Annotated in this window: 8 protein-coding genes; all 8 read left to right on the top strand. The window is 44.6% G+C overall.

What is annotated here, in order from left to right; translation table 11 throughout:
- Positions 1–133: 133 nt before the first annotated feature.
- Genes G632_RS0102405 through G632_RS0102370 form a run of 8 tightly spaced genes read left to right on the top strand, consistent with a single transcriptional unit; the run spans position 134 to position 15412 of the window.
- On the top strand, positions 134–895 hold the full coding sequence (locus tag G632_RS0102405) for an LptM family lipoprotein (RefSeq protein WP_022767439.1): 762 nt from the start codon (positions 134–136) through the stop codon (positions 893–895).
- A gap of 51 nt (positions 896–946) precedes the next feature.
- On the top strand, positions 947–1816 hold the full coding sequence (locus G632_RS0102400; RefSeq protein WP_022767438.1) for a hypothetical protein: 870 nt from the start codon (positions 947–949) through the stop codon (positions 1814–1816).
- A 23-nt stretch (positions 1817–1839) separates the two neighbouring features.
- Positions 1840–2337 carry a hypothetical protein gene (locus tag G632_RS0102395; RefSeq protein WP_155828828.1) on the top strand — a complete coding sequence of 166 codons (498 nt, stop codon included), beginning with the start codon at positions 1840–1842 and terminating at the stop codon, positions 2335–2337.
- Positions 2338–2368: 31 nt separating this feature from the next.
- The gene (locus G632_RS0102390) at positions 2369–3370 is read left to right on the top strand and encodes a zinc-ribbon domain-containing protein (RefSeq protein ID WP_035781905.1); all 1002 of its coding nucleotides are present in this window, start codon (positions 2369–2371) and stop codon (positions 3368–3370) included.
- A 12-nt stretch (positions 3371–3382) separates the two neighbouring features.
- Positions 3383–4513 carry a zinc ribbon domain-containing protein gene (locus G632_RS0102385; RefSeq protein WP_022767435.1) on the top strand — a complete coding sequence of 377 codons (1131 nt, stop codon included), beginning with the start codon at positions 3383–3385 and terminating at the stop codon, positions 4511–4513.
- A gap of 22 nt (positions 4514–4535) precedes the next feature.
- On the top strand, positions 4536–8210 hold the full coding sequence (locus tag G632_RS0102380; protein ID WP_022767434.1) for a hypothetical protein: 3675 nt from the start codon (positions 4536–4538) through the stop codon (positions 8208–8210).
- Between the two features lie 33 nt (positions 8211–8243).
- Complete coding sequence (locus G632_RS0102375; protein ID WP_022767433.1) at positions 8244–11693, top strand: hypothetical protein; 3450 nt, start codon at positions 8244–8246, stop codon at positions 11691–11693.
- 35 nt (positions 11694–11728) lie between these two features.
- On the top strand, positions 11729–15412 hold the full coding sequence (locus G632_RS0102370; protein ID WP_022767432.1) for a hypothetical protein: 3684 nt from the start codon (positions 11729–11731) through the stop codon (positions 15410–15412).
- Positions 15413–15416: the final 4 nt, after the last annotated feature.

Below are 15416 nucleotides of genomic sequence, written 5' to 3'. Positions count from 1 at the left end.
TTTGTCAATGACAAAGAGGGTGTCACACCTTTTTGGTACATAAGTGTTGATAAAATATTAATAAGTGTATGATTTGGCGTTACTTTTTTCAAAAGTATTATTGGGGAGAACATCGCGAAAGGAAAGCGAAGCTATGATGAAAAAGACTATCAAATTGGTGTTGACAGTAATGTTAGCGGTTGTCCTCCTTGCAGGCTGCGGTTCCAAGAAAATCGGACCCGGGAAGGCTTTTGTGATGCAGAAGTCTGATGCCGGCTTTACAGCTCCTGGAACAGCGTCAGTTGATGACTTTTACTGGTATTTTAAGACCGCTGACTACGATAAGAGCGTAGAGGTTCCCTTTAGCGATCCTTATGCTGCTGAGGGTATCTGGGAGGTTTGCACCTGGCGTATACAGGGCAACTATTCTTCGGAAGTCAAGGAAGTCTATTGGATGAATCTTAGCATAGAACGTAAGGACAACGGCGGAATGCTTGGGCAGTACGGCGATGTGGACACACAGCTGGCTGCGGACTTTTATGCAAACGAGGCATTCAAGGACAGCGACGAAGCCAAGAATGCGGGAGTTCAGGGTGATGGCTCAACGGATAAGCTTATTGATGCCCTTAACAACCTGGACCCAACCGTTGATGCAACAGCAACGCTCATTCTGGTCGGATACCAGGATACGAACGGCAACTGGACTCCGGTGAACGATGGCACTAAAGCAGTACTTACGGGAGTTTACTATCCGGACGGAATGTTCCTTAAGCTGGACGACGGCAATGGCCATCAGATCAGTGCTAATAACTTTTTGACTGCAGGCTCTGAGCAGCATGCCATAGGTGCATACGATCCGGGCTCAGATAACATGGACTATCACGGCACAATTGCCCTCACCAGAAAGGTGCAGTAAAGAATAATCAGTTTAATAATGGGGATTTAATTCGACATAGGAGGTTTTGCTATGCATGGTAGGTCATCATTCCAGGGAAAGGTTCGAGTTATAGCCATTTCTCTGAGCATCATCCTGATATTGGGAGGATGCTCTTCTTCGCTTGCGGGAAAAGAAAAATCGGAGGAACCTCAGGATCCTCAGGAAACCACGGTTTCTGAAGAAACTAACGAGACAGGAACAGCCCAGGAAACAGCGGCTGAGACTGGTGCAGAGAAAGAACAAGAGGCAGCAGCGGAAGCTTCTTTGGCGGACAGCACCGCAGATGCCACTTCCGGGGATCAGAGTACTTCCGGAGTTTCGGAAATGACTACCGGGGCGGATGCAGCTCTTTTCCTGATGGGAGATGATGGGCAGGCTTCCGATAGCGAGTATAATCCGGCAACTTACGCAATATCCGGAGGAACATGGGATATCCTGGAGTCCGGCGAGAAGATCTATACCCTGGCTGACGGGAATCAGGCAAAGAATGTATGGGTTGAGGACGACGGCATGTACTACTACGTGGATTTCACCGGTTGCCTTATGAAGAACAATTACACCGCAGACGGCTTTTGGGTAGGTGAAAAGGGCTATTGGGACAGAAGCAAGAAGCAGCGGAAGGACGATGTGGAGCCCCTTAGCGGAAAGCCCTACGGCGATGGAACGGTGATGACCATCGATATCATCAATTATTCAGATGACGCTACCTATGCCAAGGCAACGCTGACCTACAGCTTTGGCTCGAAAGAGGAATACAACGTGATGCCTCTCGGGAACAGCACCTATCTGCTGGAGTACAAGGATGATTTCTATACGGGACTTTTGATGTCTGTTTCGGAGGACCAAAAGACCCTTATCGTTTCCGGCCTTGGATGCACGGATACCTACACGATGGAATGAAATGACTATGGAGGATCGCATTTATGAAAAGAACTTTAAGCAGACGAAATGGTATTGCATTAGTAATGTCATTACTTTTAGCCGTGACAATGTTGACCGGATGTGTGGGGGCAGGTTCACCTAACATGCCCTATGAGCCTGATACACCTGCTCCTGATCCCCATAATGGGGTATTTGTCTCCGACCACGGCACTATGGAATTTAATGGAGATGACAAGACTGTAATTGCAGATTTTGACAGCGAACTGGCCGAGCTTCTGGGTCTTCCTGAAGGCAAGCAGGAGCTTACATATGTCTTCCTTTCAGGACCTCTTCCACCCGGAGGCAGCGTTGAAGTGCGATATGATGCGGCCCATGAACTCAGGCTCAGCACTGAAGATGCTTCAGTAGTGGTGGATATGGCCCTGGTTCATGAGGATGGTTCGGTAACCCTTGGAATAAATACCGTTACCCCCGAAAGAATACCCATGTACTTCAGAACTGACGAAGGGCCTTTAAATGTGATTTTTTACAAGAAGTAACATGATTTGTTGATGAATCCAGGAGGTTTTTATGGCGCAACAATTGAAATTCTGCCCTGAGTGCGGGGCACAGCTAAATCCGGGAGTTAAGTTCTGCAGACAGTGCGGGACTAAGCTGGAAACATTCACAGAAAATGCAAATGTACAAAATGAGGGAGCACCTCAGAGTGCACCTGTGCAGACGCAAATGAATAGTCCGGCTCAGCAACGCAGTGCTCCTGCGCCTGCCCTGATGCAGGCTCCGAATATTGGTCAGACAATTAAGAGTGCTGCAGATGTCCTGAAGCTTGGGGATTTTACAGCCCCTACAACCTCAGGAGAGTGGGAACTAATTGACATGGCCCCTGTTCAGGGGGCGAGTCAGGTTATCGGAGCAGCCACAAGCGCTGCAGAAGATATAGTAGAGGCCGTAACTTCGCCCTTTGACACCATATTTAAGAGTCTATTGTCTTTCGTGGGTGGAATATTCGGAACTCTGATAAAACCTAAAAATCTGATACTGGCCATTGCCCTTGGAGCAGTCTGGATTGTCTGTGGCATTAACAGGAATTCGGATGATTCGGTGACGAATCTTTTATCCTTCCTGACCTTTGGAGAGGGAGGATATGACAGAGATGGTCTTGGCGTTATCGGTGGTCTAGCAGGAAAGGGCACTGTGGCCGTAATGCTTTCATCGCTTCTTTCCGGAGGAATCCCAAACACTTTTAAAGGGGCAGCAGGTATATTCAAGAAGTCTGATGACAGGAAGAGCATACCTCTTTTCATTGTAGGTATCCTTCTTGGAGGTCTTGGTTATATTGCCTTTGCCGGAATCAATAATGTTTCCGCCATTACTTCCATGGCAGGAATAGCTGGAGCAGTTGTGGCTCTTCAGGCAGTGGGACAAAAGGATGGCTGGATATACAGGATAGCTCAGTCCCTGACAGCTAAGAAGATAAATGGAATTAGAACCTCACAGGATGGGAAGATAACAAGCCTTCTTGGAGGAGTTGCACTTGGTTTTGCAATAGTAACGATCATATTTATCGCATAAAAAGGAGTGCCTATGTTTTGTGAAAGTTGTGGAGCAAGAATACCTAATGGAAGCACCTTCTGCGAAGAATGCGGAGCAAAGATAGCGCCCGCAGCAGGAGAAGGTAAAGGAGCAGGAAATTCCGGGCCAAAGATTATTCCAAGAGTCCCGGAGCCTTCAGCTAAGCCTATACCTCCGGAGCCAAACATTCAGGGAAATCGCATTCCACCTGCGCCCCAGGTACAGAGTGCACCAATTCCTCCGACACCTCCAACACCAAATACAAATTACCAGGCACAGCAGGAAAGTGCAGCACCTGCCGGAACATCAGGAGGTTCAGGGATGTCTGGTAATACAAAGACCATAATCATGGCTGCAGCCGGAGTTCTGGCGGTTGCCATAATTGTGATTGTGGGAATTGCTGCGAAAAAGGCAGGCCTTATCGGTGGAAAGTCAGACAAGGATGATAATCAGATAACTGAAGCGTCCTCAGAAGTAATGCCTGAAAATGCGCAGCAGCAGGCAGCTGATACTACCGCAGCAACTGAGACGGCAGCAGAAACCCAGGCCCAGGAAGCTACTGAGAGCCCTGCTCAAACGGCTGATCAGAGCACTGCAGCACAGGCAAGCGAAGATACTGCCGGAGACTACTCCCAGACTGCATCTGGCTCTATTACTCCCAGTATTACCGGTCCGGACCAGGATGTAGTTATTCAGGACTTTGACTGGTTCTACGACGATGGCTTCCCTGAGGACGGAACACCCTACAAGGAACTTTGGGGCCTTGGCGGAAAGTGGAAATCATTACTTTATGCCCAAACCCCTGTAGACGGTAAAGAGATGTGCAGGATAGTCATTTCTGATGCAGATGTCCAGTACATGGGATATAAGCTGACAGTTCTTTTAAATACAAAGGCAAGGTACCAGTATCCGGGAGATGCTCGTGACCAGATGGAGCTTTTAGACAACTCTCAGGTGACCATGACCTTTGAGGGGGACTGGGACGAGGAGCAAACCTCCATGGATGTCTACAGTCTCAATTCTGATCTTAACTGTAAGATCAACAAGTTTGTTTCAAAGAATGGTTTTGACTATGCCATTGGCCCGGTTTATAACGGCGACACCGAGATCGGCAAGGTAATGATGATAAGAGCTACACCATAACCGGAGCATATGAGGGCATCTGATGAGAAAAGAGCTTTTGATTGCAAAAAGAATACTTGCAGGAGTGGCAGCAGGACTTGTCCTGTTTATTTACGCTGCCATTCCTTCCATGGCAAAGCAGGTAAATACTGAAGATGATCCCAGAACAATTCTGGATGTGGAATACACCAGTTCAAGTGGAGAAACATCTTACTTGGAGCTGGGCGGTCTTAATAATGACTTCTGGGCTTATCTGCCTTTTGATGCCTATTGGCACAATGAGGGAATGTATGAGCTTGATGAACCGATTCATGACAGAAATCGGAATTGGATTTGTATGGATCAATACTACTCCGGTGAAGGAAGATCGGAAACACCCCGTAAAGTACAAGGGTCCTTTAGCCCCAGGCTTCTTATGGGATTCAAGCTCTATACGGATGATGAATGGCAGATTACCAGGCTTGAAGAAAAGACTGAAGGCGATGTAGTTACGGTTGTATATCAGCTTAATGCCCATACCGGAGATACAGTCAGTATTTCCTCGTTGAGTTATATGACGATAGGACCACGTGGAAATAAGGGGTGTCTTTGCATGAATGACCCGGAGTATGACCCGCAATGGGCTGTTGAGACTAGTGAGACTGTAGCTTTTTATACTAATGTTCATCCTGCAAGGCAAAACGAAAAGTGGATTGATGGATGCGAAAAATATTCATGGCCTGAAGAGTTTAGTGATGGCTCCTGCTCGGGAATGATATACACAATCACCGAAGATGATGATGTGATCTATGCTGATGCTCTGGCTAAGATGAGATTTGACAACAAATATACCGAGACAGTGGTAAATGCCAAGATATACTACCGGTTTAAGGTTATCAACATTGATAAAGTTAACAATGCCATGGAGGCTGAAACATCCAATGCCCTTAGCACAGCCGGTGAGGATGAGGGTACAGACATTTCAACTGACATTGTGGAAGGCGATGACTTTACACCATCTACAGAGGATGATGATTCCTGGTTATCCGATGATTCATGGTTCCCTGAGGATTTTGAAAATCCCTTCGAGGAGCTTGAAATAGATGAGGAGCTTCCAAGGGCAGTTGGAACAGGAGCAGCAGGGGCTGCAGTGGCAGCAGGAGCAGTTGGCGCTGCAGGGGCAGCAGCCAAGGGCTCAGGAAAAAAGAAATCTCAGAAGAAAGAGAAAAAGAAGGAAGAAAAGAAAGAAGACAAGAGATCTACATACAAAATGTATGTATATAAAGACTTTGGTGACACTCTCAAGCGCGGAGATGAAGAAAAGTTTGTTTATGCACGAATTGAGGAGACAACCTGGGATAAAAGAGTCTTTACCAACGAGAAGCTTACCAGCCAGATAAGCGTTTCGTCCATGACTGATGCACTTATCGTATCGGATGCAGGCATGACCGTTAACGGTTATGAGGCTGCCAGTGTTGTGGCGCCAAAGGAAGTTGAAAAGAGCAAGGGCACAGTAACCTTCCAGTTCACGGGAGAAGGCGGCGTTTTCACAAGAAATGTTGTATTCAACATTGTGGGTGAAAAGCCTTATATTATCTATCCGAAGCTTGGTGATGATGGTTCAAGCTGGCTTGAAAGCAACCAGCCCGGTGAGGCTGTATTTATCGCAGGTGCGGGCGGCGAAGAAAAAGTCATGTTCTACATTAAGGACGCGGTGGAAGATCCTATAGACATAGACTTTGATGCCGGACCTGAATTTGACGTGACCTATCAGAAGGAAGAGAAGTACAAGTGCGGCTATTATGCAGTTATCCGGAACCTCTCAAATGAGATGGAAAAGGGTAATGGCATTATTGCGGATAAGGTCATAAAGACAATAGGTGTGTCAGCTAAGTTTAAGGATGGCTCCGTAACAAACAGTGAATTCTATGTGGAGCTGTATCCTGATGGACTTTCGGTTGTGCCCAACACCAAATACTTTAAGGATGACTTCTTCCAGGTCAGCACCGTGGCAGAGGATAATCCAAAGCCCGGTGATATTCCAATCATGCCATCGAGCTTTGAAGTCCTTGTCTGCTATGCAGATTCAAGAACAGGAGAAGCCAAGATATTTAAGAATCCAAGCCTTTCTTGCCAGGATCCTGATGATGAGGGTAAGTATGGAAATACCTTCAAGGAGAACTTTGAGTACTGGATAGATTACACCACTTCAGGTGGATATTTCTTCTATCCAAAGTGTACTCTTCCAATGTTTGGCAAGCCCTATGAAGCTAAGATGAAGCTCATTTACAAAGGCAAAGATGGTACAAACTTTGACGGTGATATTCCAATTCAGTTCTGGGGTGAGAGACCAAAGCCTGCAAGTGAGGCCACCATCAGAGAAGAGGAGCTGAAGAGCCTTAAGAAAGCTATACAAGAATTTGGATTAGATAATAACCCTAACCTTAAGATCATGCTCAGCAATATAGAGTATTACTCTGCATCTGACATAAGGTTTGTAAGAAGCTATGTCCTGCTTCTGGGTGTCCAATTCTATAGGGAAGAGTCCAGAGTCAATACTGATTTCGGCAATCTCTGCGATAAATACGTTGTGGTATCAAGTGCCCTGGTTAAAGCTGGTGATTATGCTGTTCAGGTTATTCTGGAGGTTAAATTTGGAGCGAATGGCAAGATAGCAGCGGCCTTTATCAACCCGTTTAAGAATATGCTCTGTGAATATGTCGGCCAGTACATTGGTCTGGGAGCTGAACCCGGAACAGATATTGAAGTAGATTCGTTCTGGAAGGTTTTAACTGGTGCTGTAAGAGACGCTTTGGGAGAGTATATGACAGGCAAGAAAAAGCCTGAACCTGAAGCTATGGGATATGTAGTAGCTGCATATATGTTGTATGCATTCTCAAATCATTATTTCCATGGAAAGAAAGAGGTAAAGGGTGATGTGTACAGATCTGTTTTGGCAGCAACCGGAGATCTGTCACTTACCTTATTCAAGTCATGGCTATCAGATGAAGTCGAAAAATGGCTGAAAGGAGTAAAACTTCAGGAGTTTGGAGAGTGGTGTGCTAAAAAGCTTGAGGGATTCTTTAGCGGTATAACCCAGCAGGCTATGAAAGCCGCTGGAGATAAGGCCTTTGAAAAGGGTATCAGGTCGCAGATAGAAGGAGGCATAGGATGGGCAGAGTATGCTCTTGCAAAGAGTTCAAAGGAACTGGCGCAGGATAATGCCAAAAATATAATGGAGATGTTTGTGTACTATGCTGACAAAACTGCCCCGGATGCCATTGAGAAACTCGCCAACATTTCTCTGGCAGCAGTCTGCAATTATTTCCTTTACGGCGTGCTTGATGACCCTGAGGATGCAGATGCTTTGGGCGGTACTTTAGAAGATGTTACTGTTGAATTAGTAACTAAGCTTTTGGGTAAGATTGGCCTGACGCCTGAAAACGTATATAAATTCTATGGACTTGCTACAGGCTTTTCTTCCTTCAAAATTGATTACCCTACCATGACGGTGGTATGGCTTGGCTATGCTATAGAGGTGGACTATGTGAAGAACTTGTCAGCAATTTGGGATTTGTTCTATCACTTTACATTTGGCTGGTTGAATGCGATATTCGAAAATCCCGGACCTGATCCTTCCACATTACCGGATTACAGAGACAGACTGGATGAAAATCTTGAAATCCTGGATGATACGCTTCATAAGGTTGAAGACTCAGTGAAGGTGCGTAAGGTCTAAGGCAACGACAACTTACTGTCTGAGGAAACTGATATGAGAAAAGAGCTTTTGATCACAAAAAGGATACTGGCAGGAGTGGCAGCAGGACTGGTGCTGTTTATTTTTGCTGCAGGTCTCTTCCCTGTGACAGTTTCCGCATCAGACATTGCAACCGTGACACGTAAAGGAAGGACTGCCACAATAGAATATGCAGACATAAAAATTGAGATTGAGAGTACAGGCGAGAGCAATCTGCAGATTAGTAAGGAGGAGATTAAGTCTCAGGGGTTTTGGGAATATGTTAAATATACTGGCTATTATACAGAACCTGATACCTGGTATGACAAGTATTTTGGCGAAGCTGTAATGTATGCCCAAAAGGGAGATCAGATAACGGTAAGAGTCAGTACAAAAGCACCACCAACATATGTCAGTTATAGCCAGTTTTTGTCATATGAAGAGGCATTACAGCAAAGGTGCAGTGTTTGTGCTGATTATTTCTATTGGAGTGAACAAAAGGGATACTACATTCCTGATTATGGAACGACGACCGTGTATGGGGGAGAGAGTGTAGAAAAAACTATTACTATACCGGATATAGCAGATTATACGGAATTATATATTGGCGCAGATTGGCCGGCTGCAATGGTAGTAAAAATATATGCTGACAATTCAGGTCCGATTGCTCAGAAAAAAGAAACGCTTGCTGATAATGAGGCCGGAGAAGATGAAGGCACTGATATTGATAATGACATCGTTGAAGGCGGTAATTCTCAGTATGAAGAAGAATCTGATGATGATTTCTTGTCATCAGAGGATTCGTCCCAATCGGGAAATTTTGAGGACCCCTTCGATGAGCTTGATAAAGATGATGATGAGCTTCCAAGGGTGGTTGGTACCGGAGCAGCAGGAGCCGCAGTGGCAGCAGGAGCAGTAGGCGCAGCAGGAGCGATAGGAAAGAAAACAGGGAAAAAGAAATCTAAGAAGAAAGATAAGGAAAAGGAAGAAGAAAAAGAAGATAAGAGATCCACATACAAAATGTATGTATATAAGGACTTTGGAGATACTCTCAAACGCGGGGATGAGGCTAAGTATGTTTATGCCCGAATCGAGGAGACAACCTGGGATAAAAGAGTATTTACTAACGAGGAGCTTACCAGCCAGATAAGCGTTTCGTCCCCTACAGATGCTCTGATCGTATCAGATGGAGGTATGACAGTTAACAGCTATAAAGCTGCCGAGGTTGTGGTTCCCAAGGAGGGTAATAAGAACAAGGGCACAGTTACTTTCCAGTTCACGGGAGTGGGCGGCAGTTTCACAAGAAATGTTGTGTTCAACATCGTTGGCGAAAACCCTCATATTATCTATCCAAAGCTTGCTGACGACGGTGTTAACTGGCTTGATAGCAGTCAGCCGGGTGAAGCAGTATTTATTGCGGGCAAGGGTGGAACAGAAAAAGTTATGTTCTACATAAAGGACGCGGTGGAAGAGCCTATAGATATAAGGTTTGACGGCGGGCCTGATTTTAATGTGTCTTATGAAAAAGAAGCTGCCTATAAGTGCGGCTATTATGCGGTTGTGGAAAATTGCAGTCCGGAAATAGAAAAAGCGAATGACATAATTGCTGACGCAGTCACCAAAACAATCAGTATAGAATCAGAGTTTAAGGATGGCACCATAACAAACAGTGAATTCTATGTGCAACTGTATCCTGACGGCTTATCAGTAGTGCCGAACACTAAGTACTTTAAGGATGACATTTTCCAGGTTATTACTGTGGCAGAGGATAATCCAAAACCCGGTGAAATCCCTATCATGCCATCTAGCTTTGATGTTCTTGTCTGCTATGTGGATTCTGGAACCGGAGAAGCCAAGATATTTAAGAATCCAAGCCTTTCATGCCAAAAACCTGATGATGAAGGCAGATACGGGAATACCTTTAAGGAAAATTTCGAGTACCGGATCGACTACACAACAGCAGGAGGGTATGATTTCTATCCTAAGTGTACGCTTCCAATGTTTGGCAAACCCTATGATGCCAAGATGAAGCTAATATACAAAGGCAAAAACGGTACGCGTTTTGATGGTGATCTTCCAATTCAGTTCTGGGGTGAAATCCCGCAGCCACCAAGTGAGGCCACAAGAAGAGAAGAGGAGCTGAAGCACCTTAGAAGGACCATACGTGAATTTGGAATAGATAATAATCCTAACCTTAAGATCATGCTCAGTAACATAGAGTATTACTCCGCATCTGATATAAGGTTTGTAAGAGGCTACGTCATTCTTCTGGGGGTACATTTCTATGCTGAAGAATCCAGAGCAGAGATTAGGATGGTTCAACTGTGCGACAAATATATTGTCACATGCAGTGCACTGATGAAATCCGGGGACTATGCATTTTCTTTTGCCATGGAAAGGTGGTTTGGACCTGCCGGAAAAGTAGCTGCTGCAGTCCTTAATCCTTTCAAAAATCTTTTGGCGCAATATTTAGGACACCAGATATCAGAGTACTATTCTCCCGGAGGCAATCCGGAATTGCAGTTTGTTAAGACAGTTCAGGAATCGTTCGAAGGAGCGATGACGGAATTGATGACCGGGAAAGAAAAACCTACTCCTGAAGAAATGGGTGCCCTAGTCTCAATGTATCTGATGAGCTGTTATATGAGGCATTATTTCAATGGAGATGGAAAAGAGAAAGGAGATGTATACAGATCCGTTCTTGCTGCTTTAGGAGATCTTACACTGGTCAAATTAAAAGAAACTCTTTCGAACTGGATTGAAGATCATAGCAAAGGGCTAATGGAAAAGGTTGCCAAATGGTTTGGGGATAAGTTCAAGGCTATCTATGGTGAGGCAGCGCAGAAGGCCGTGGAAGCAGCTCAAAAGCAGACCTTTAGTAATGTACTGAAAGATTCGGTGAAGAATGGATCATCAACATTTGATGCTGCTAAGGCTGCACTTAATGCCAAAGATGCAGTAGGTAAGATTACAGAAGAGATGCAGAATCAGGTTCTTGATTATACTTCAAGTTCAGTTTTTAACATAACTAGTGAATCAATGAAACTGTCGGTAGGTGCTGTTTTGAATTATATTCTGTATGGCAGTAACCCCAATGATATAACAAGCGCTGATCCGATGGAAATCCTGTTGGATTACTTTATGTCAAAATACGGAATAAAGCCTGAGAATGTATATAAGGTATCTGAATACACCATTGGTTTTAATGCTCTGTACGTAAACGAAGAGGGCAACCTTGTAATCGGTATTGATGACATCCGGATGGAATTTGATGTTTACAATAATTTCAAGGTGTTCTTTGATATGTTCTTCAAATACATTACTGAGAGCATCATGTGCCTGTTTAGCGATGAACCGCGTGATTTCAATAATGCACCGGATTATAGGGACAATATGCCCTGTGATACAAGCATTCTGGATAAGACGTTAAACGAGTTGGATAGCGCAAAAGAGGTTACTTATCATTATGTGGGTAAAGATACCTGACGGAGGGTGTCTGCATACTGTCTGAGGATATTGCTATGAGAAAAGAGCTTTTGATCACTAAAAGGATATTGGCTGGAGTGGCAGCAGGATTTGTCCTGTTTATTTACGCTGCCATTCCTTCCATGGCAAAGCAGGTAAATACTACCGATGATCCACACGAATTCATGGATGTTCCATATACAGACAGTAGCGGGAATACTTATTACGATGTTATAGCCGGTTTCGATAATGATTTCTGGGCCGACAAGCCCTTTGATGCCTATTGGCATAACGAAGCCGGAGGTACTAAGCTTGATGCGCCGCAAAATGGGAGAAATACTGTATGGGCCTTCACGGACATGTACTATTCGGGATATGCTCCTAACAAGAGAGCTTTAGATGGGGAGCTCGGTTATCGTGGACAGCAGGTGACCTTTGTGTTCCGAATATATTCCGATGATGACTGGAACATTTCGAGGATTGAAGAGAAAACCAATGGAAATGTAGTCAATATAACCTATCAGATAAATGCCCGAACCGGAGACACTATGCAGGTTTATTCCAGTAGTCCTCTTTCCGGTACAGCTAATGCAGTTACAACAAAAGGTAATAGAAGGCTGCTTATGAAAAATGATCCGGACTACAATCCGGAATGGGATATTGAACCTAATGAGGTTTTTGGTTTTTACACAAATATCCACCCTGCAAGACAAAATGGAAAAGCAGTGGAAAATGCTGAAAACTACTCTTGGCCTTCCCAATATGGAGATGCGTATCTTTCAGGTCTAGCGTATACAATTGCTCCTGAGGATGACGTTGTTTATGCCGACAGCCTTGCAGAGATCAGGTTTGACAACAAGTTTACCGGAGAAGTGGTAAATGCTAAGATCAACTATCGTTATAAGATCATAAATCTGGATAATGTCAATAATCTTGTGGAATCAGATACTACCGCTGCCGAGGATACCGAAGGAGAGGACCAGGGAACCAATATTTCCCAGGAGCTTGTTGAAGGTGAAGACTTTGGATATGAAGATGATTCAGATTATCAGGATGAACCGAGTGCACCAAATATATTTGATTATCCGGATTATGAATATGACGATGATGAAGTGGGCAGGAATATTCTCATCGGCGGAGGTGGAGCATTATTTGCAGGCGGAGCTATAGGGGCTTTGACCGGCGGGAAAAAAGACAAGGACAAAAAGAAGAAAAAGAACGGAAAGGATCGGGATAAGAAAGAGAAGAAGGATAAATCCACATACAAGATGTATGTTTACAAGGATTTCGGAGATACCTTAAAACGCGGAGATGAGCCTAAGTATGTCTATGCCAGGATAGAGGAGACAACCTGGGATAAAAGAGTCTTTAACAATGATAAGCTGACAGAGAAGATTATAGTAGCTTCTCATGATGCGGCGCTTAACGTCTCCGATGCGGGAATGACTTCAAACGGCTACAAGGCTGCCCTGGTCACTGTGCCTAAGGAAGGAAATTATGCCAAGGGCACGGTATCCTTTATGTTTGCCGGAGAAGGCGGAATTTATACCAGAAACGTAGTGTTTAATATCGTGGGTGAAAATCCTTCAATCGTGTTCCCAAAGCTTGCTGACGACGGAACAAGCTGGCTGGATAGCACTCAGCCCGGAGAAGCTGTATTTATTGCGGGCAAGGGCGGCGAAGAAAAAATCATGTTCTACATAAAAGACGCGGTGGAAGAGCCTATAGACATAAGGTTTGACGGCGGGCCTGACTTTAATGTTTCTTATGAAAAGGAAGCTGCTTACAAGTGTGGTTATTATGCGGTTGTGGAAAACTGCAGTCCGGAGATAGAAAAAGCAAATGGCATTATTGCTGATGTGGTCACAAAGACAATAAGTGTTGAAGCTGAGTTTAAGGATGGAACAATAACAAACAGTGAATTCTATGTGGAGCTATATCCTGAAGGGTTATCAGTTGTGCCGAATACTAAGTACTTTAAGGATGACATCTTCCAGGTTATTACAGTGGCAGAGGATGATCCTAAACCCGGTGAAATCTCCATCATGCCATCAAGCTTTGATGTTCTTGTATGCTATGTGGATTCCTTTACTGCGGAAACCAAGATATTCAGGAACCCAAGTATCAGGTGCGAGAAGCCTGATGATGAAGGCAGGTACGGCAATACCTTCAAAGAGAATTTTGAATATTGGATCGACTACACCACATCAGGAGGCTACGATTTCTATCCTAAGTGTACTCTTCCGATGTTTGGTAAGCCCTATGATGCTAAGATGAAACTCACTTACAACGGCAAAGGTGGCACGCGCTTTGAGGGCGAACTGCCTATTCAGTTCTGGGGTGAGATTCCTAAGCCGCCAAGCGAGGCTACAAGAAGGGAAGAGGAGCTTAAACTCCTTAAGAAAGCTATACAGGAATATGGAGTGGGCAGTAGTGAAAGCCTTAAGATCATGCTCAGCAATATAGAGTATTACTCTGCATCTGATATAAGGTTTGTAAAAAACTACGTCCTTCTTTTGGGCGTCCGCTTCTATAGTGAAGAGTCCAGGGTCAATGTTGAGTTTGGTGATCTCTGCGACAAATACGTTGTTGTATCAAGTGCGCTGGTTAAAGCAGGTGATTATGCTGTTCAGGTTATCCTGGAGGTCAAATTCGGAGCCAACGGCAAGATAGCAGCAGCCATTATCAATCCGTTTAAGAATATGCTTTGTGAGTATATTGGCCAGTACATTGGACTTGGTGCTGAACCCGGATCGGATATTGACGTTGATCCGTTCTTTAAGGTTGCTACAGGAGCTGTCAGAGATGCTATTGGAGAGGTCTTGACAGGAGAGAAAAAGCCAGATCCCGAAGTGATGGGCTACGTGGTGGCTGCATACCTGATGTATTCCTTTGCGAATCATTATTACTATGGCAGCGACAAGGTAAAAGGTGATGTATACCGTTCTGTTCTTGCAGCAGTAGGTGATCTTTCTCTTACATATTTCAAGTCCTGGCTTTCAGAGCAGGTTGAGGAAACTCTGAAGGGATTAAAGCTGAAGGAGTTTGGTGAGTGGGTTGCCAAAAAGCTTGATGGATTCTTTGGTGGTATAACTCAGAAGGCCATGAAAGCCGCCGGAGACAAGGCATTTGAGAAGGGAATCAGGTCCCAGATAGAAGGCGGCATAGGATATACGGAGTATGCCCTTGCCAAAACTTCAAAAGAATTTGCTCAGGATAATGCAAAAAAGGCAATGGAGATGTTCTTGTACTACACCGACGAAACGACAGCGGATGCCATTACGAAAGTCGCTAACATATCCCTGGCTGCAATCTGCAACTATTTTCTTTATGGTGTACTTGAAGAAGACCCTGAGGATGCAGATGCCTTGGGTGGCAGCCTTGAAGATATTACGGTGGAGGCGATAACTAAGCTTTTGGCTCTTTTGGGCCTTAAGCCTGAAAACGTATACAAGGTTGCTCAGCTGACCAATGGTGTGTCTTCCGTCAAAGTGGATCTCACTTCTATAACGGTAGTATGGTTTGGTTATTCCATAAAGATAGACATTGTAAAGAACCTGAAAGCTCTTTTCGAGATGCTCTATAACTTCTGCTTCTACTGGATGAATGCTATATTCAACGATCCAGGTCCGGATCCTTCAACATTTCCGGATTACAGAGACAGACTGGATGATAATCTTGAAATCCTGGATGATACGCTTCGTAAGCTTGAGGGCTCAGTAGATGTGCATAAGGTCTAATGGG

Source organism: Butyrivibrio sp. NC2007 (genome assembly GCF_000421405.1).
Classification (GTDB): Bacteria; Bacillota; Clostridia; order Lachnospirales; family Lachnospiraceae; genus Butyrivibrio.
This window is presented reverse-complemented; position numbering and strand designations above follow the sequence as displayed.

Bases quoted from the DNA above. Each gene is read 5' to 3' on its own strand.
- G632_RS0102370 (WP_022767432.1), top strand. From the start codon at position 11,729: ATGAGAAAAGAGCTTTTGATCACTAAAAGGATATTGGCTGGAGTGGCA.
- G632_RS0102390 (WP_035781905.1), top strand. From the start codon at position 2,369: ATGGCGCAACAATTGAAATTCTGCCCTGAGTGCGGGGCACAGCTAAAT.
- G632_RS0102380 (WP_022767434.1), top strand. From the start codon at position 4,536: ATGAGAAAAGAGCTTTTGATTGCAAAAAGAATACTTGCAGGAGTGGCA.
- G632_RS0102375 (WP_022767433.1), top strand. From the start codon at position 8,244: ATGAGAAAAGAGCTTTTGATCACAAAAAGGATACTGGCAGGAGTGGCA.
- G632_RS0102395 (WP_155828828.1), top strand. From the start codon at position 1,840: ATGAAAAGAACTTTAAGCAGACGAAATGGTATTGCATTAGTAATGTCA.
- G632_RS0102400 (WP_022767438.1), top strand. From the start codon at position 947: ATGCATGGTAGGTCATCATTCCAGGGAAAGGTTCGAGTTATAGCCATT.
- G632_RS0102385 (WP_022767435.1), top strand. From the start codon at position 3,383: ATGTTTTGTGAAAGTTGTGGAGCAAGAATACCTAATGGAAGCACCTTC.
- G632_RS0102405 (WP_022767439.1), top strand. From the start codon at position 134: ATGATGAAAAAGACTATCAAATTGGTGTTGACAGTAATGTTAGCGGTT.